Below are 17374 nucleotides of genomic sequence, written 5' to 3' on the forward strand. Positions count from 1 at the left end.
GTACGGGTGCCAGGCACTCGCACATGTTGATTGTGTGTGGGTGCCAGGCACTCGGACGCGATACGCTCGGTCGACAGCGGGAGGGGGCGTCGATAGGATGGCGGCGATGACGAGAAGTTGCGGTAGAATCAGGCGAAGCTCGGGTTCTGGGAGTAGGTGATGGCGAAGTTAGTGATTCCGGCGCCGGGGGAAGAGGCGCAGCGTGAGGGGGAGCTGGATGCCGGGTTGTGGGGAGGGCTTGCGCTCTCGCTGACGGTGGCGGTGTTGGGGTGGGGCTTGTGGGTGGTGCCGCAGCAGGGTGAGCCGGTCGACCCGCTGGCGGATCTCTCGCCGGCGGAGCGCCAGGCGCGGGAGGCGTCGGAGGCGTTTTCGAAGTGGGATGTGGGCGCGCTTGATGTGGGGGCGCTGGCAGAAGAGGAGCGATTGCGGGCGATTGAGTATGGGCCGCGGGCGCTGACGGAGAAGATCTGCAGCTGGCATGTGGAGGAGTCTGAGGCGGCTGGGCCGGAGGCGGATGCGCTGGCGTTGGCGGTGAGCCGGCGCAGCGAGCGCGCGCCGTGGACGTGCCTTGTGCGGGGGTATCTCGGAGCGCGTTTTGAGGGGGAGCTTGAGCGTGAGATGGAGGGGTTCTGGAGCGAAGTTGAGGGTGGGACGCATCAGCTGCTGGTGGCGGCGGTGGTTGATACGATGCGCGAGGAGCGGGAGCGTCCGGAGACGGAGCGTTTTTACCGGTGGTTGCGGGGATGTGCGGCGCGCCAGCAGGGGAGTCTTCCCACGAGTTGTTTAAAACTCACGCGTCAGCTCTCGCCGGCGCAGGGGCAAGATGTGTTGGAGATGATCGATCGCCAGCTGGAGGGGGCGCCCGAGGTTGAGGTGGTGCTGGAGATGAGCGCGGCGCTGGGGAGGTTAGCTGAATATGGTCAGCCGCAGGCGTGGCGGGTGGTCGAGGCCCAGGGGCTTCCTGATTATGATGTGGATCTGCGCCAGGGGGCGCTCTTCTCCATGTGTCGGCTGATGAACTCGCCGGACCCCCGGGTGCGTGACGATGTGGCGCAGCGCCTGGCGACGATCGCAAAGGTGGGGCTTCGCCCGACCGACGCGTATGTGCATTACCGGTGGTTGAAGACCTGCCGGATCATGTTTGGGGATCGGCAGGAGTACGACGACCGGATGTTCCCCTACCTGGGTGTGATTGACGCGCAGCGCGAGATGCAGCCGCGTTATGCGTACTCGGAGCTCTCGGAGCTGGGGATGTGTGAGCAGCAGGAGGGGATGCCGCTGTGGTTATGCGGATCGCGGCGCTGGACGGGCGGGCGTCGGGCGATGGCGGATGTGCTGGCCGACGACTTTGTCGTCTCGCGCTATGTGGAGTGGTTGGAGCTCAATGAGGTTGAAGCGGCAGTCGAAGAGGCCAGCGACGAGTTTTAGTGTGGGGATGGGGCGTTGCTGCTGGTGGTTGGTTTGATGCGCCGCAGCTCGCGGTGAACCGACCACCAGAAGAAGGCGGCCAGCGGGGTAACCACGGCCAGGGCTTTGAGGGTGCTGAGCAGGCCGGCGTCTTCGGGGGCGGTTTCAGCGAGGTGGGCGATGCGGGGGAGGACGACGCCGTTGGCGGTGTTGAGGGCGGCGTGAGCGAGGATCGCCAGGAAGACGCCGCCGCTGCTCAGGGTGAGGTGCGCCAGGAAGATGCCCACGATCGAGAGGGGGATAAAGGCCATGGGGTTGGCGTGCATCGCGCCGAAGAGCAGGCCGTTGAGGATGATGGCGTTGCGGGCGCGGCGGGTGCGGGTGAGTTCGGGGAGGATGGTGGCGCGAAAGAGGAACTCTTCGCAGATGGGGGCGACCAGGGCGACGGCGAATGCGCCCAGGACCTGGGAGAAGGCATCGTCGGGGAGGAGGAGGTCTTCGACGGTTTGCTGGTAGTTCTCCGCGATCTCGCGCATGCCGGGGACGACTTCGACGATCAATGCGCCCAGAAGGTTGGAGAAAAACCCCAGGGTGACGGCGCCTAAAATTGTGAGGACGATCGTCAGTGGGGAGAGGCCGCGCGGGGAGAGGGTGGGCCAGCCGGGGGCGTCGGTAGCGACAAAGCGTCGGTAGAGAAGCGCGATGCCCAGGACGACAAGAACCTGCGAGAGGATGAGGACGACGTAGGTGTTGAGGCTGGCCAGGTAGCCGATGACGCCGAAGACGTTGAGGCCGATGAAGGCGGCGACAAAGAGGGCGATGGGGCGCCAGTAGAGGATGCGTTTTTGGTCGGGGGTCATCGGCGGGCCGGGCGGCAGGGGTGATCGAAGAGGGGAGGTTAGCGCGAGCTGTGCCGGGGGGAAAGGGGGCGTGAACGGGTGCTGACATGGGTGCCAGGCGATGTGGCATGTACGGGTACCAGGCGTTCGATCACCTGTGGTCCGGCTCGCCATTGAAGTTAGGGCAGGGCGGCCCTGAGGAAAAGTCATCGGGTGGGGCGCGGGATCTTGTGGAGGTTGGGTGGTGGGGGGTATGACGCCGGGGGATGCGCTCTTTGCGGCGCTGCCGGTGCGGCGGCGCTGGCGAGGGTGCGGGATGTGAACCGACGCCGATGGGTGAGAAGATGGGAAAGAGCCTGACGTTTTTAGTGCCGATGGAGGGGGAGGAGCAGCGCACGCCGGTGGGGCAGTGGGTGCAGCGGGCGTGGCCGCAGGGGACTGGCGAGCAGGTCGAGGCGCTCTTTGCGTCGGGGGCGGTGCAGGTTGATGGGGCGACCTGGTTTAAGGCCGATCAGGTCGTGCGTTTTGGGGCGAAGGTCGATGTGGAGGTCGGGGAAGGGGAGGAGGTTTACGGGCTTCCGGAGGCCGAGGCGTTGTTGTGGGGCGATGGGTGGGTGGTGGTGGAGAAGCCGGTGGGGATGGCCGGGGCGATAAACCCGGAGGATCCGATGGATCCGGTGCTCTTTCTGGCGGATATGCTGGGGGTGGATCGGGAGGGGTTTACGCCGGTGTGGGAGGCGCCGAGCAATGCGGGCGGGCCGTGGTTGCTGGCGACCGGCGCGTCGCGGGCCGAGGAGCTGGAGGCGAAGTTGTGGCAGGGGGAGGTGCAGCAGACCTGGGTGGCGATTGTGCCCCGGCCGCTGCATGCCGCCGGGGTGTGGGAGGCCTCGGGGGCGAAGGTCAGTTATGCGGTGACGATGACGTGGGAGGGGCTGGCAGAGGTGCAGCTCAGCGTGGAGTTTGGGAAGGCTCCCGAGCGGGGCATCTACCAGGGCGTGCTTGAGGCGCTGGCCCAGGGCGGATCGCCGGCGCTGGGAGATGTGGAGCGGGGCGGTTATGCGGTGGAAGGCGGAGTGAGGTTGAGGTTGGGCGCGCTCTACGGCGGGGAGGATTTTGCGAACAGCTGGCCGAGTTTGCGTTCGTGGCGACCGTCGATCCCGGTGTGTCCGACGCCGCAGGCGTTCAAAAAGGGGGTGAAGGCGGCGGCGAAGGTCGGGAAACTCGAGGTTTCGGGTAAAAGTCTGGAGTTTCTGGAGGCGGGCAAGCATCCCTGGGTGTTGCGCGACCGAAATACGGGCTCGATCGAGGGGATGGAGGCCGGTGCGCCGGTGCGGCTGGTGGGGCCGAAGGGGCCATCAAAGGTGTATGCGCTGGTCGATGGCACTGGCGAGATTGTGGCGCGCTATTGGAGCGATGAGGCCGAGGCCGCGGAGAAGATCGACGAAGAGGTGGGGCTTCGGGTCGACGAAGCGGTGGCAAAGCGGGGCGGGTTGTATCGGGAACTGGGAAAGACCGATGTGTTTCGGGTGGTGCACGGGGAAGCTGACGGGTTGCCGGGGCTGCTTGTCGACCAGATGGGCAGCGTGATGCGGGTGACGATCACCGGGCGATGTGGGCGGGGGTTGGCGCCGGCGGTGTATGAGGCGCTGGCGGTCCACGATCGCGACGCGATGATTCTGTCGGTGGAGCATATGCGCGATGTGCGTGAGGCCGAAGGGAAGTTGCCCCAGGCCGAGGTGGTGCGGCGCGGCGGGGGGTATCTGAAGGCGGGGGGAAGCCTTGTGGTGAAGGAGTCGGGCCTGAAATACCGGGTGGAGCCCTGGGAGGGGATCGATGTGGGCTTTTTTGCTGACCAGCGCGACAACCGTCTGGAGGCGCAGCGGCGCGCCGGTGTGGGGCAGCGCTGGTTGAACCTTTTTTGCCATACCGGCGCGTTCAGTGTGGCGCTGGCGAAGGTGGGGGCCGCGACGGTGAATGTCGACTTATCGAAGCGATATTTGCGCTGGCTTGATGAGAATCTGGAGCTCAACGGGCTGAGTTTGGAGGAGCATCAGAATGAGGCGATGGATGCGCGCGATTATCTGAAACAGGCCGTGGATGCGGGAGAGCTTTTTGACGGCATCATTGTCGATCCGCCGACGGCGGCCGCAGGGAGCGGGGCGTTCTGGTCGGTGCGTCGCGACTATCAGGCGGTGCTGGCGGATTGTTTTGAGTTGCTGAAGTCGCGCGGATCGATGCTGGTGTGTCGAAACGATCGCAAGCGCAACGTTGAGCTCAAAGAGCTTGTGCAGGCGGCGGCGAGAGATGCCGGGCGCCGGGTGGCGGACTGGCAGGAGGCCGGGCCGGGTAAGGACTATCCGCGGCTGAAGGGGTTTGTGGAGGGGGATTCGTTTGAGGGGGGGTGGGTTCGGTGTGACTAAAGATACAGGCTGCGCTGATGGTGTGATCGGGTGCCAGGCGACCGAACATATTCGAGAAGATCGAGTGCCAGGCACCCGAACCGATTTGAAGAGGCTCGATGTTTGGGTGCCAGGCACTTGAACAAAATTGAGAAGATCGGTTGCCTGGCACCTGATCCGATTTGAAAAGACCGGACGTTTGGGTGCCAGGCACTTGGACAAGGTTGAGAAGATCGGGTGCCAGGCATTCAGACATGTTCGAGAAGATCGGGTGTAAAAGACCGGGTGCCAGGCACCCGATCCGATTTGAAAAGGCTCGATGTTTGGGTGCCTGGCACCCGATCCAATTTGAAACGATCGGGCGCCAGGCCACCGTACAGGCGCCAGGGTAAAGCCCCGGCGCGTGATTCCAACCTCAGCTCAGGGGGTGTAGCCGAGCGTTCCCTCGATGTTGTAGCCGTTGTCGGTGCACGACGCGCGGTCGGTCGTGATGCGGTGGTTGCCATGACCGGTGCAGCGGTAGATCGGCTGCCCTTGGCCCTGCACCGTCGAGATATACCCGAGAAGGCCTTCGGAGCGTTGGCCTTCGCAACTGGACACCAGCGAAGCGAAGTGATCCCCACCAATGAGGCATCGGTAGAGGGGAATGCGGTTGGTTCCCGGGCTGGTGTAGACCTGGAAGCTCCCCGTGTAGTGGTAGCGCCAGGGGCTCTCGCCAATGTATTTGGTGAGCAGATCGTCGCCGCCATTGAAGTACTGAAAGAGGGTGTGCGTTCCGTCGTTCGTTGCCGGTCTGATGGGGCAGAAGAGGGCGCTCTTGGTGAGGTCGCTGTTGAGGCCGCAGTCGGCATTTCTGCCCGAGGTGCAGATGCCGACGATCACGTCGTTGGGAGAGGTGGCCTGCAGGCGCGCATCCCAGGTTTTGGCTTCTTTGACCGTGCAGCCGGCGTAGTCGATTTGCAGATCGGCAGCGAGGGGGCGGCATCGCATGGCCTGGCTATCCCCCCCACAATCTTTGTTGCCGCCCGAGGAGCAGAAATCGGTCATGACGTACCCGTTGGGGCACATGCCCATGCCGGTGTTGTCGTAGTTATGGCGCAGGTCGACGTAGTGCGAGTTTGAAACCAGAGATCCGCCACCGGGGCGGCTGGCGCAGAGAAGTTCTTTGGGTTTGCCGTAGCAGTCGGGATTTCCCCCGCTGGAGCACATGCCGACGGCGGCCTTGCCCGAGCCGCAGCTCAGCGTGGCGAACCAGTTGTCCGTGCGGGTCCATTGATGGTCGGTGTTGAGCACCGTCGAAGGATCGACGGGAGTCTCGGTGGAGAGGTAGACCTCGGACGTGGTGCATCCCACACCCTCAAGCAGGGATTGATAGCCGTGGGCTTCAGGGTTAGCCGGGCAACGGATGGCGCGGTTGATGGAGTGCATCATATGGCTAAAAGGGTCATTTGGAGAGCTGGGCGCGGCGTTGCGGGCGGCTTGTTGCGCGGCGGCGATGGTGATCTCGTCGCGCATCGCCCAACACAGGTCATCGCCGCGGTTGGTGCGCTCCAGGGCGAGGGTCTTGATGTTGTCGAGGCACGCATCGCCGATGCCGTTGGTGTGGATGACGCTGGTGACGGCGTCGGCCGGTGAGAGGGCGTGGCTGAGGCCTTTGCAGATGGCCTGGGACAACTTGCCGATAATGATGCCGACAAAGCCTCCTCGAACGTCTCCGCTTAACGCGGAGATGAGGATGTCGATGAGGATGTCGCGCCATTCGGCGGTGTTGAAACGGCTGGAGACCAGGGAGGTCGGGATCGCGATGGCGGAGGCGGCGGTGTTGATGGTCTGGTAGAAGACGCCGTTATGATCGGCCATAAGGGCGTCGACAGCCGCAGAGGTTGCCAGCTCCTCGGCGAAGGTCTGGGCGATGACCTCAAGGGGGGCTTCGTAGAATGCGGCTTCGTCGGCCACGGCCGTGCTCAGGCCGGTGGCCACACCCAGAAAACACGCGTTTTGTTGGATGTACTCGCCGATATAAACCGCGCCTTCCAGGATTGCGTCGCCGGCGATGGTGGCGTAGCTGGCGCCGATCTGCGCGTAGACGGCGCCGTCATTGACCACGCCGTTGGCCAGGGAGAGGGCCTGGGGGCCTTCCTGGGCGGCGGCGTCGTAGAGACGCGCGGCCGGAGTGGCGGCTGATACATAGAGGTTTTTGTTGCCGAGTTTCGTGACCTGCGTGACCGTGCCGACGGATTGGGCGGCCTGAGAGACCGTTGCGACGCCGGAGTTCCAGGTGTCTTCCACCGCTCCGCCGACGGTGTTGACCGCAGATGACCACCACGAGAGGTTCATGAGTTGTTGAGCGCGTCGTTGCGCCTCATCGCGATGCATGGCGACCAGCATCTCGTTTTCGTCGAGAACCAGCCCGATCTGGCACTCGCCGCCGGGGCAGTCGTCGGTGTTTACGAAGACAGGCCGCTCCTCCTCGACCCGGCGAACCTGCCACCAACTTCCGGCGTCGGCCGTGGCTGGATCGACGAGTTCGACCGGGCTGGCTGGCGTTGCCGACGGGACGACCAGGCGGCGGCACTCTTCGAAGGGAGAGAACGCCAGGGCCTCCCGGACGATCTCCCGGTTGCCAACCCCGTCGCTGGGAGGAGCGACGACCTGGTGAGCTTCGTCGCCCAGAAGCGGGGGGGCTTCGCCCTCCACTTCGACGATGCCTTCCTCGCCAGTTTCCGAGCCCTCGTAAGGGTGGATCTCGATGTCGCCTTCGTGGGGCTCCGGGGTGCGAGCTTCTTCTGCAGCGGCGATGCGCGCGTCGCGGTTGCAGTCGGGGTAGGCCGCGATGCGGAAGCGGCCCTGCTCGTCGACCTCTTCGATGGAAAAGGAGACGCGCTGGTGATGGTGAGTCACGCCGATGCTGCCATCGCGATGGCCGAGCCAGCGCTCGCAGAGGAGCGGATCTTGGCCCTCTGAACACGCATCGGGGAGATGGAGGGTAAGTTGGCGATTTTCCACGTCAGCCAGCTCCGCGGCGGATAGGGCGTAGCGGTCGCCTCCATCTCGGGACTGCTGAACTTCGCTTCCACACCCTACGCCCAGGAGTGCGGCGAGGAGTGTCAGAGGGATGCCGCGGTAGAGTCCGTGCATGGTGGTACCTCGCGAACAAAGGGTGGGCGGTGGAGGGGCGTGCGAGGATCGAGAGGATATTTTGTGAGGCTGAGGGGAGGTCACTTCTTTTAACGTAAAGTTACAAATGAAAGGTGTGTGTAGGATGCAGGGGTGCCAGGCACCTGTACATGATTGGAAACGCCCGGGTGCCAGGCACCCGTACATATTTGAGAAGATCGGGTGCCAGGCACCCGTACATGCTTGAAACGCCCGGGTGCCAGGCACCCGTACATGCTTGAAACGCCCGGGTGCCAGGCACCCGTACATATTTGAGAAGATCGGGTGCCAGGCACTCGTACATATTTGAGAAGATCGGGTGCCAGGCACCCGTACATGCTTGAAACGCCCGGGTGCCAGGCACCCGTACATGCTTGAAACGCCCGGGTGCCAGGCACCCGTACATGTTTGAGAAGCCCGGGTGCCAGGCACCCGTACATGTTTGAGAGGCCCGGGTGCCAGGCACTCATACGTATTTGAGAAGATCGGGTGCCAGGCACCTGTACATGTTCAGGGCGCGACCCTGGGAGGTGCTCCGGGGCTCAGCACGAAACGATAGCCCGCCGGAAGGGTGTAGGTCTCGGTGGTGAGGTTGGCGTCGGGCCAGCGCACGGTGACCTCGGCCTGGCAGTGGTTGCCCAGGCCGAAGTGTTGGGTGAGGTCGTTCTGCATGCCGTAGTGGCCGTGGCCGCCCTGAACTTCGGCGAGCCGGGTAAGCTCGGGGGTGTCTACGGTAATTTGAGCGCCGATGGCGTCTGCGTTGATGCCGGGGGCGCCTTCGAGCTGGATCTGCAGCCAGTTGTTGGGGGGAAGTTTGTTTTCAAAAACGCGCACGTGGGCGGACTCCTGGCAGTGGTCGCCGGAGGAGCAGCGGTTTTGGGAGTGGCCGATGACAAGATCGAGGGCGCCATCTCGGTTGAAGTCGGCGGTGGCTACGCCGTGGGCGCTGGTCAGGTCGATGCCGTCTTCGGGGGAGACGCGCGCGAAGGTGGCGTCGGGTTGCTGGTGGTAGAGGTGCGCACGGGTGCCGGGGTAGTCGGTGGAGGCGATGAGGATGTCGAGGCGGCCGTCGTTGTCGAAGTCGAGCGTGGCGGCGGTGATGTCGCCGTCGTCGAAGGTGGTCTCGCGGGGGCGGTCGAGGCCGGTGGCCTCGGGGCCGGGGCGCTCAAAGGTGAGCGTGTCGCCGGCGGTGTTGTAGAGGATCTCGGAGGGGTCGGACGAAGATCCGACGTCCCAGTGCACGATCTCGGTGGTGAGAAGATCGAGGCGGCCGTCGTTGTTGAGGTCGGCGCAGAGGGTCGTGCCGCTGTTGCCGCCCAGGCGGAAGGGGTTGCGGTCATGGGCGTGGTTCCAGCGCAGGATGTCGGCCTCGGATTCGCAGCGAACGCGGGGCTCGGGGACCTCGGCGCAGTCTTCGGCGCTGCGGTTGAGTTTGCAGAAGCAGCGGGCCGACTCGTTGTCGCTCCAGTCGGTGCGGTCGTCGAAGGCGTAGCCCGAGGCGATAGCGTGATTGGTAAAGGAGACTTCGCCGCCGGTGGATGCGCCCAGCCAGAGGTGGTTGGGGGCGCGGCCGTAAGATGCAGCCAGAAGTTCCGGGGTGCCGTCGTTGTTGAGGTCGCAGGCTGCGCCGGACCAGGCGTTGGAGTGGGCGCGGGCCTCATTGAGGGCGCCGAGGGTCCAGGGCTCGGTGCTGAGGCCGGCCTCGGCGGTGATGTCGGTGAAGGCGCCCTGGCCGTCGCCTTTGAGAAGTTGGTCTTGTTGGGGGCCGTTGGCGCCGGCGGCACCGTTGGCGATCCAGAGGTCGAGGTTGCCGTCGCGGTCGATGTCGGTGAGCGAAAGTCCGCCGCGCACGGCCAATTCGCCGGCCTGCTGCAGGGCGAGCGAGACCGGTCCGATCTCAAAGCCGCCCTGGCCGTCGCCGAGCATGACCTCGGCGCCTTGGGAGGAGAGAGGGGCGGTGTTGGTAAAGGCGGTGACGACGTCGAGGAAGCCGTCGTTGTTAACGTCGCCGAAGGCGACGGTTTCGACCGGTCGCGGCGGGTCGGAAGGATCGCGGCTTGTGAGGAGGCCGGAGGATTCGGTGGTGTCTTCAAAGGTGCCGTCGCCCTGGTTGATGAGCAGCCAGGTGTGGCGGGTGCCCTCTTCGGAAAAATCGTCGGAGGCGCCGCCGGGGCGGCGCGCGAGGATGTCAGGCAGGCCGTCGTGGTTGACGTCGGCTACGGAGATGCGGGTGCCGATGGCGCCCATTGCTTCTGTGCCGGCCCGGGCGGAGACGTCTTCAAAGATCGGGGTGCCAGGCGACCAGGCGGAGCTGGACGTCTCGCAGACCGGGGCGATGTTGAGCTGGCAGGCGATGTCGTCGTCGGCGCAGGCTTCGGGACCGGAGGAGCAGGAGAGGGCGGGGAGCGCGGCGCTGACAAAGAGCGCGATGCTGGCGAGTCGCAGGGCGGGGGTGTGCATAAGGGGCTCAGCCGGTCGGGGAGGTGGGCGTGGCGCGGTGCTCAAAGCACGTCACATAAGCGATGCCACCTATGGTGAGGGTGACTCGCCGGGGTTTCAAGCACGACTTATCGATCGGTCAGGGGGTGAGGAGGGGATAAGTGGCGAATTTCGCGGGGGAATTGCAGCGAAACTAAGGATTTGCTAAGCTACGCCGCTTGAGATCGCGCAGGAAAAAAATGATGAGGATCGCCGCCCGGCGATGCTGCGCCGAGGTGTCCGGTGAGTGATGTGCTGGAACCGAAAGCGCGCGCAGCCGAGAGGTGGCTTGATGCTACATGTTACGAGGAAGCTATGAAGGTGATGAAGCGGTGGATGATCGGGCTTGTTTGCGCCGGAGCGCTGAGCCTGGGGGCGGGATGCGCCGAAGATGTGCTCGATGGTGATCAGGACGCGTGTCAGCCGGGGATGCAGCTCAATCCGGTCAGCGGTCTGTGCGTGCCGGCGGGGCCGGGCCAGGATGTTGGCGGCGATGAGCAGGACGCCGGTGATGATGATAGCGGCACCCCCAATGAGGAGCCCGATACGGATGCGCCGGAAGATACGGGTAACCCCGATGGTGGGTCTGATGCTGGCGAGCCGGATGGCGGCGATGTTGTGGAGCCGCCGGAGGATTGCGGCCCCGGGCAGCTGATTGCCCGCGCGTGTGCGACCAATGGGCAGGTGCTGGCGGCGGCCAACGCTACGATCCGCGGCGTCAATTGTGATGGCGAGCCCTTTGAGATGAGCACGCGCACCGGCAGCGACGGCACCTTCGAGTTCGCCGATGTGCCGGCGGGTCTGCATGAGGTAGAGGTGAGCTCCGGGTCGTTCTCGAACACTCGCCAGGTGACGGTGTACAACGGGCAGACCACTGACCTGACGGCCGATGCCGATAAGTTGTGTGTGGACGCCAGTGAGGTGCCTATCGCGGTGCTGCAGGGGCAGTACGATAATGTGCGACAGATCTTACAGAGCCTGGATCTGGAGTACACGCTGATGGGTCAGGATGCCTCTGTGTTTGGCTCGACGGGTGTGGAGCGAGCGAAGCTCTTTCTGGAGAATCCGGCGCAGCTCAACCACTTCCGGATCCTCTTTATTGAGTGCGGCACGCTCTGGATGGACTTGCAGTCGCGGGGGGCGGATATGCAGCTGATCGCGCAGAACCTGCGGCAGTTTGTGGCCAATGGCAACAGCATCTACGCCTCGGACTGGGCGCATCCTTTCATCAATGAGGTGTTTGAGGGGATGATCGAGTTTGAGGGTACAAACCTTGCCGGCGCCCGCGTGGGCTCGGCGCCGCAGACCGTGAATGCGTCGGTGGATTCGACGGAGATGCAGACCTTGTTGAACGGTTCGACGGCGAGCATTCAGTTCTCGTCGGGTGACGTGCAGTGGGTGGTGGCGCGCTCGGTCGGGCCGAACGCCCAGGTGCATTTCAGCGCGGATGTGACGCGATGCTCGCCGAGCTGTGGTGCGGCTCAGACGGGCACATCTGTGGTGCAGGATTCGCCGCTTCTGGTAACCCAGCGCGAGCAGCCCAATTATGGGACGGTGGTGTTTACCTCCTTCCATAATAAGGAGCAGAGCAACCTGGGCGAAGATATGCAGCGGATCCTGGAGTTTTTGATCTTCCGGCTCTGATCGGCGCCTGCGCTGCGAATAGGGATTGAAAAAACGCGTCGTCGGTGTACATCGGCGGCGCGTTTATTTTTGGGGGGACGGGGGAAGAGTGGGGGGAGGTTGAAAGTTTGAGCGCATGGCTTGCGGCGAGTGTGCTGCTGCAGGTAAAACCCAGTTGAGTGATAGGGATTAACCGAGCGCCCGGATCAGGGTGACCTGGCCCGCGCAGGCGGGTCATAGACGATGTGAAGAGGAGGAAGGCGATGGCCGAGTTGCGAGTGCGCGGGACGGACGAAGTGTTGACGGACGCAGCCGCGATTGACGCGTTTGTGAAGGGGTACGGGCTGGGCTACGAGCGTTGGGATATCTCGAAGCTGCACACCGAGGAGGCCCGCGCGATGCAGGCTGAGAGCGAGCAGGAGCGCATCCTCAAGGTGTTCGCAGACGAGATCGCCGCACTAAAGGAGCGCGGGGGCTACCAGTCGGCCGACGTGATCGCGCTGACGCCCGAGACGCCGAACCTGGACGCGCTGCTGGCGAAGTTCGACAAGGAGCATGAGCACACCGAGGATGAGGTGCGCTTTGTGGTCGATGGTCGCGGGGTGTTCACCATTCACGGCGAAGACGACAAGGTTTTTGATGTGGAGGTTCACCCGGGCGATCTGCTGGTGGTTCCGCAGGGGACCTGGCACTGGTTCGACCTGTGTGAAGATAAGACGATCACGTGCATCCGGGTCTTTGAGTCGAAGGACGGCTGGGTGGCGCATTATCGCGACTGAGCCTCGTGGGGGTGGGCGGCAGTGATGTTGCTGGTTTCCCCCGGGGGTGATGAGGTTATGATAAAAGCTCGTCGGCGAGATGCCGGCGAGCTTTTTTATTGGGTGATTTGAGGGATGGGCATGGTGGCAGGGAAGGTCAATCTGGCGGGGTGGCGACGCGGGGTGTGGGGCGTGGCGCTGGCGGCGGTGATGCTGGCGGGGAGTGCGGCCGAGGCCCAGACCTTGAGCTCGCGCTCGTTGCGGAGCTGGGATGCGCCCGCCGACGTCGATCCGCGTCTTGCGCAGGTGCGCGACGATGGGGCGGGCACCACACTGCTGGTGATGAGTGAGGGCGAGGAGCTCGCGTCGCGCTGTGTGGTGGTGGTGGCCTATGAGGATGAGGCGTTGAGCTACCGCTACCGCCGGGCCGGGGCGCCCTCGCGTTGTGAGGACGCGGTGGTGCTCCCCGACGGGGCGGGCTTTGTGGTGCGCGGCGATCGTATGGATCTTCCGGAGGGGCTGGCCCGGGGGTTTGTGGCGCGGATTAACCGCAGCGGCGAAGAGGCCTGGGCGGTGGAAGACTGCGAGGTGACTCAGGATGAGGACTATGTGGGGGCCTGGGAGGCGACTGCTCGGGGGATGGCCTTTGACGCGATGAGCGGGATGGTGGCGGTGCTCACGCAGGCCGAGGAGTCGGTCGGGGGAAGTCCGCGGGAGACGGTGCAGCTGCATGGCGTCGATGTGGAAGATGGCGAGGTGCTGGTGGTGGGGGCGCGCCCGGATGGGGTGCAGGGGGAGGTGATCGATGATGTGGCAGCGGATGCGTCGGGTGGGTTCTGGGTGACGCTCAAAGAGTTGCAGGGGGTGGGGAGGCGGCTGTGGAGCTATGACGGGGCGGGGGGCTGGCAGGCGTTGCAGCCGTCGATTGAGGGGTGGGGGGCGCGCGAGGTGGTGGGGCCTGTGCGGGGGCTTGAGGATGGCTCGGTGGTGGTGTTCTGGCGGGTGCGCGGGGAGGCTATCAGCGGGGTGACGCGGGTGCGTGGTCAGGAGGTGATCTTCGATCGCGAGCTGGAGTTTGATGGTGAGCTGGAGGGTCGGTGGGTGCCGCTGAGCGATGTGGCGCGGGGCTGGGTGGGGTCCGGCTTCATCGCGGCGTTGCGGCAGGCCTCGGATGGGCAGCGGGTGCTCGACCTTCGGAGCGTCGAGGATGGGGAGAGGCTGGCGGTGGATTATTGGGAGATGTTGGCCGTCGGCGTGGAGTTGGGGCTTGTGAGTGGGCCGCAGGGGGAGCCGGTGGTGCTGACGTACATTACGGTCGATGAGAGCTTGAGGGAGTTCTGGCTGGAGGTGGAGGAAGAAGATGTTCGGGTGCCTGGCACCGGTGCAGAGGGGGGGAGTGAGGGAGGGTGTGCGGTGGCTGGTGGTGGCGGGGTGCCGGGGGGGATGGTGTGGGTGGTGGGGATGGTTTTCTGGCTGGGGCGGCGAGGTCGAGCCGTCTGGGTGCCAGGCGATCGAGTATGATTGAAATGTACGGGTGCCAGGCACTCGTACAGGTGTGAATCGCCGTGGTGCCAGGCCCTCGTGCAGGTGTGAAACGTCGTGGTGCCAGGCACTCGTGCAGATGTGAATCGCCGTGGTGCCAGGCACTCGTGCAGAAGTGAATCGCCGTGGTGCCAGGCACTCGTGCAGAAGTGAATCGTCGTGGTGCCAGGCACTCGTGCAGGTTTGAATCGTCGTGGTGCCAGGCATTCGTGCAGGTGTGAATCGCCGTGGTGCCAGGCATTCGTGTAGGTGTGAATCGCCGTGGTGCCAGGCACTCGTGCAGGTGTGAAACGTCGTGGTGCCAGGCACTCGTGCAGGTGTGAAACGTCGTGGTGCCAGGCACTCGTGCAGGTGTGAATCGCCGTGGTGCCAGGCATTCGTGCAGATGTGAATCGTCGTGGTGCCAGGCATTCGTGCAGGTGTGAATCGCCGTGGTGCCAGGCACTCGTGCAGGTGTGAATCGCCGTGGTGCCAGGCATTCGTGCAGGTGTGAATCGCCGTGGTGCCAGGCATTCGTGCAGGTGTGAGTCGTCGTGGTGCCAGGCAACCGATCAAGGATGGTGCGTTGCCAAAGGTGGGGGGCGCACTTAAGGTGGAGGCAGCAATCCAAAGCCCGCTGGGAACGTATTATTTAAGGACCGGGATGCTCGATGAGTGAGGAGTTTGAACGCCAGCCGCTGGCGCTTGAGAGTTTTGCAGCGAATCTGCGCACGCACGTGGGGCCGCAGGCGCCGGCGCCGATGAAGATGATGGCGGCGCGCGGGATGGTGCCGGCGCCGCCGGATCAGTTGATCCGGGTGTTTTATCAGCTGCATTTTGATGCGGCGTTGGCCCAGGCGGTCACCGAGGCGCTTGATGGGATGCCGGAGGCGGTGTTGTTGCCTGCGTTGCAGGCCGAGCAGCCGGCCGGGGTGCTCGATTGGGTGGCGGAGCTTCGGGAGAGCGAGGCGGTGGCTCAGGCCATCGCGCTCAACAAGGGCACCGACGACCTCACCATTGTGCGCCTGGCGCAGGACGCCAGCGCGGAGGTCTGCGAGATCATCGCCAACAACCAGGTGCGGGTGTTGCGCACCCCGGCGATCATCGAGGCGCTCTACACCAATACGCGCGCGCGGATGGCGACGGTCGATAAGCTCATCGATCTGGCGCGGCGAAACGACGTGGACCTCTCCGGGCTTCCCGGCCTTCAAGAGGCGTTGCGCAGCGGGGAAGCCCTCACCAGTGAGGGCGGGCTCGATGATGAGGCCTTTGCCGGGGTGTTGCAGCAGGAGCAGACCCGTCGCAAGTCCGAAGAAGAGATGCTCTCGAAGCTCGATGACCCGAATCTGACGCGCTCGGAGCGTGAGCGGATGCAGCGCGAGCTGATGGGCGAGGATGAGGATGAGGAAGAAGAAGTTGTGGAGGAGCGCCGCCGCAAGGGCAGCCTCTACAGCCAGATCGCGCAGATGAACCTCTCGCAGAAGATTCGTCTGGCGTCGGTGGGGAGCAAAGAGGCCATCAACATTCTGGTGCGCGACTCCAACAAGCTTGTGCACCAGGCAGCGATTCGCTCACCGCGCCTTCGTCCGGCGGATATTCGGCAGCTGGCCTCGAATAAATCGATCCCCGAGGGTGTCATTAAATACATCGCGATGAACCGCGACTGGACGCGGCATTACGATGTGATGGTCAGTCTGACGATGAACCCGAAGACCCCGCTCAGCGATGTGATGAGTTTTTTGAACCATCTTCGCACCAAAGATCTGCGCGATCTGACGCGCAACCGCAACGTCTCCCACCAGGTCCAGCGCATGGCCAAGTCGCTGGTCAACAAGCGTGGTGGACGTTAAGCCTGCCTTTTTTGCCCCTGACGCGAGAACCAAGCTGATGCATGTGAGTTTACCCCCCTGCGGGTTGTACCGCACGACCGAGGCCTTGCCCGGCAAAGAGCAGTGGGTTCGGGAGAACCTGCTGGTCTATTTTCATAACCACTCTCAGCAGGGGCCGCCGCTTTTGCTGCTTCCGGCGGCCAACGCGCATAACCGGTGGAGTTTTCATGAGAAGGGGTATTTGATTCGCGAGCCGGCCTACGTCTCCACGCTCACCCCGCTCAAGCCGGAGGGGCTCTATGTGCTGGGGGAGCGGATTCATATCTCACGCGATGAGTTCATCCCGGAGGCCACGCTGGTGCAGCTGGGGTATACGCGGGGCGCGGACCCCATTTTGTTTCTGGCGCGTTTTGAAGGGAGCGGGATTCAGTTTCCTTCGAGCGGCTTAAAGTGCACCTCGGAGATCTTCGGGTTGCTCGATGAGGTGAACTTCCGCACGCCGGACTACGGCGACGACGGCATGCACTGATCTTTTCAATCAGGGTGGCCAGGTGGGACTCCTGCCGAAATTGTCAGGCATTCGTACACGATGAAGTCGCCGTGGTGCCAGGCACCCGTATATGATGAGATCGCCGTGGTGCCAGGCAGTCGAACACGATGAAATCGCCGTGGTGCCAGGCACCCGTACATGATGAGATCGCCGTGGTGCCAGGCAGTCGAACACGATGAAATCGCCGTGGTGCCAGGCACTCGTGCAGGTTTGAATCGCCGTGGTGCCAGGCACTCGTGCAAGGTCAAAAAGATCGGGTGCCAGGCATTCGAGCAGGCGCTTATTACGCAAAACCCCCGGCCGTTGAGAGCGACCGGGGGTTCTGGTGTTGGGGCTGGTGCTACGAATTAGCCGAGTCTGGCGAGGACCAGATCTTTGACCTTGGAGGTGTCGTAGACGCCTTTGAGTTTGGGGATGACCACGCCCATGACTTTGCCCATGTCTTTGCGGGATTCGGCGCCGACTTCGGCGATGGCGTCGGCGACGATGGCGCCGGCCTCGTCATCGGAGAGCTGCGCGGGGAGGTATTCCTGGAGGTATTCGATCTCCTGGATCTCCTTTTCGGCCAGCTCGGGGCGGCCGCCGGACTCGTAGACCTCGGCGGACTGGCGGCGCTTTTTGATCTCGGTGGCGAGCACGTCGGTGATCTCGTCGTCGGTGAGCGGGCGCTTAAGCTCGATCTCTTGATTTTTGATCGTGGACTGGAGCATGCGCAGGGTGCTCAACCGCTCGGTGTCGCGGGCCTTCATGGCGGTTTTGACGTCGTCTTTGATGCGGGCAAAGAGTTCGGACATGGGGATGTGCCTTGTAGTTT

At 64.0% G+C, this 17374-nt stretch carries 11 protein-coding genes; 7 read left to right on the forward strand and 4 right to left on the reverse strand.

Features of this window, described 5'->3' with window-relative positions; all coding sequences use genetic code 11:
* Positions 1 to 159: 159 nt before the first annotated feature.
* Positions 160 to 1428, forward strand: coding sequence for a hypothetical protein (locus FRC98_RS13160; protein WP_146981905.1), 1269 nt, complete (start codon positions 160 to 162; stop codon positions 1426 to 1428).
* Here FRC98_RS13160 and FRC98_RS13165 read toward each other — a convergent pair.
* Entirely contained in the window at positions 1425 to 2267 is an 843-nt protein-coding gene (locus FRC98_RS13165) for a CPBP family intramembrane glutamic endopeptidase (protein WP_230467591.1), read from the reverse strand. The two genes, FRC98_RS13160 and FRC98_RS13165, sit on opposite strands and share 4 nt — an antisense overlap.
* Before the next feature lie 311 nt (positions 2268 to 2578).
* Here FRC98_RS13165 and FRC98_RS22050 point away from each other — a divergent pair, with 311 nt between their 5' ends.
* A complete protein-coding gene (locus FRC98_RS22050; protein WP_283809654.1) occupies positions 2579 to 4666 on the forward strand; it encodes a class I SAM-dependent rRNA methyltransferase in 2088 nt (695 codons plus the stop codon).
* 399 nt (positions 4667 to 5065) lie between these two features.
* On the opposite strand, the gene FRC98_RS13175 is transcribed toward FRC98_RS22050, so the two are convergent.
* A complete protein-coding gene (locus FRC98_RS13175) occupies positions 5066 to 7783 on the reverse strand; it encodes a hypothetical protein (RefSeq protein ID WP_146981908.1) in 2718 nt (905 codons plus the stop codon).
* A 528-nt stretch (positions 7784 to 8311) separates the two neighbouring features.
* Positions 8312 to 10261, reverse strand: a complete 1950-nt coding sequence (locus tag FRC98_RS13180) for a CRTAC1 family protein (protein WP_146981909.1) — start codon at positions 10259 to 10261, stop codon at positions 8312 to 8314.
* A gap of 333 nt (positions 10262 to 10594) precedes the next feature.
* Here FRC98_RS13180 and FRC98_RS13185 point away from each other — a divergent pair, with 333 nt between their 5' ends.
* The 5 genes from FRC98_RS13185 (at position 10595) to FRC98_RS13205 (ending at position 16539) form a co-directional block, all read left to right on the forward strand.
* The gene (locus FRC98_RS13185) at positions 10595 to 11923 is read left to right on the forward strand and encodes a carboxypeptidase-like regulatory domain-containing protein (RefSeq protein ID WP_146981910.1); all 1329 of its coding nucleotides are present in this window, start codon (positions 10595 to 10597) and stop codon (positions 11921 to 11923) included.
* Between the two features lie 242 nt (positions 11924 to 12165).
* Positions 12166 to 12681, forward strand: coding sequence for a 1,2-dihydroxy-3-keto-5-methylthiopentene dioxygenase (locus FRC98_RS13190; RefSeq protein ID WP_146981911.1), 516 nt, complete (start codon positions 12166 to 12168; stop codon positions 12679 to 12681).
* Positions 12682 to 12801: 120 nt separating this feature from the next.
* Positions 12802 to 14181 (forward strand): hypothetical protein, encoded by a 1380-nt coding sequence (locus FRC98_RS13195; RefSeq protein WP_146981912.1) that lies wholly within the window; start codon positions 12802 to 12804, stop codon positions 14179 to 14181.
* 671 nt (positions 14182 to 14852) lie between these two features.
* Positions 14853 to 16031, forward strand: coding sequence for a hypothetical protein (locus tag FRC98_RS13200; RefSeq protein WP_146981913.1), 1179 nt, complete (start codon positions 14853 to 14855; stop codon positions 16029 to 16031).
* Positions 16032 to 16068: 37 nt separating this feature from the next.
* Positions 16069 to 16539, forward strand: coding sequence for a hypothetical protein (locus FRC98_RS13205; RefSeq protein ID WP_230467592.1), 471 nt, complete (start codon positions 16069 to 16071; stop codon positions 16537 to 16539).
* Positions 16540 to 16907: 368 nt separating this feature from the next.
* Here FRC98_RS13205 and FRC98_RS13210 read toward each other — a convergent pair whose 3' ends face one another.
* Positions 16908 to 17354, reverse strand: coding sequence for a GatB/YqeY domain-containing protein (locus FRC98_RS13210; protein WP_146981915.1), 447 nt, complete (start codon positions 17352 to 17354; stop codon positions 16908 to 16910).
* Positions 17355 to 17374 lie beyond the last annotated feature (20 nt).

The sequence above is a fragment of the Lujinxingia vulgaris genome, assembly GCF_007997015.1.
In the GTDB taxonomy this organism is placed as follows: Bacteria; Myxococcota_A; Bradymonadia; order Bradymonadales; family Bradymonadaceae; genus Lujinxingia; species Lujinxingia vulgaris.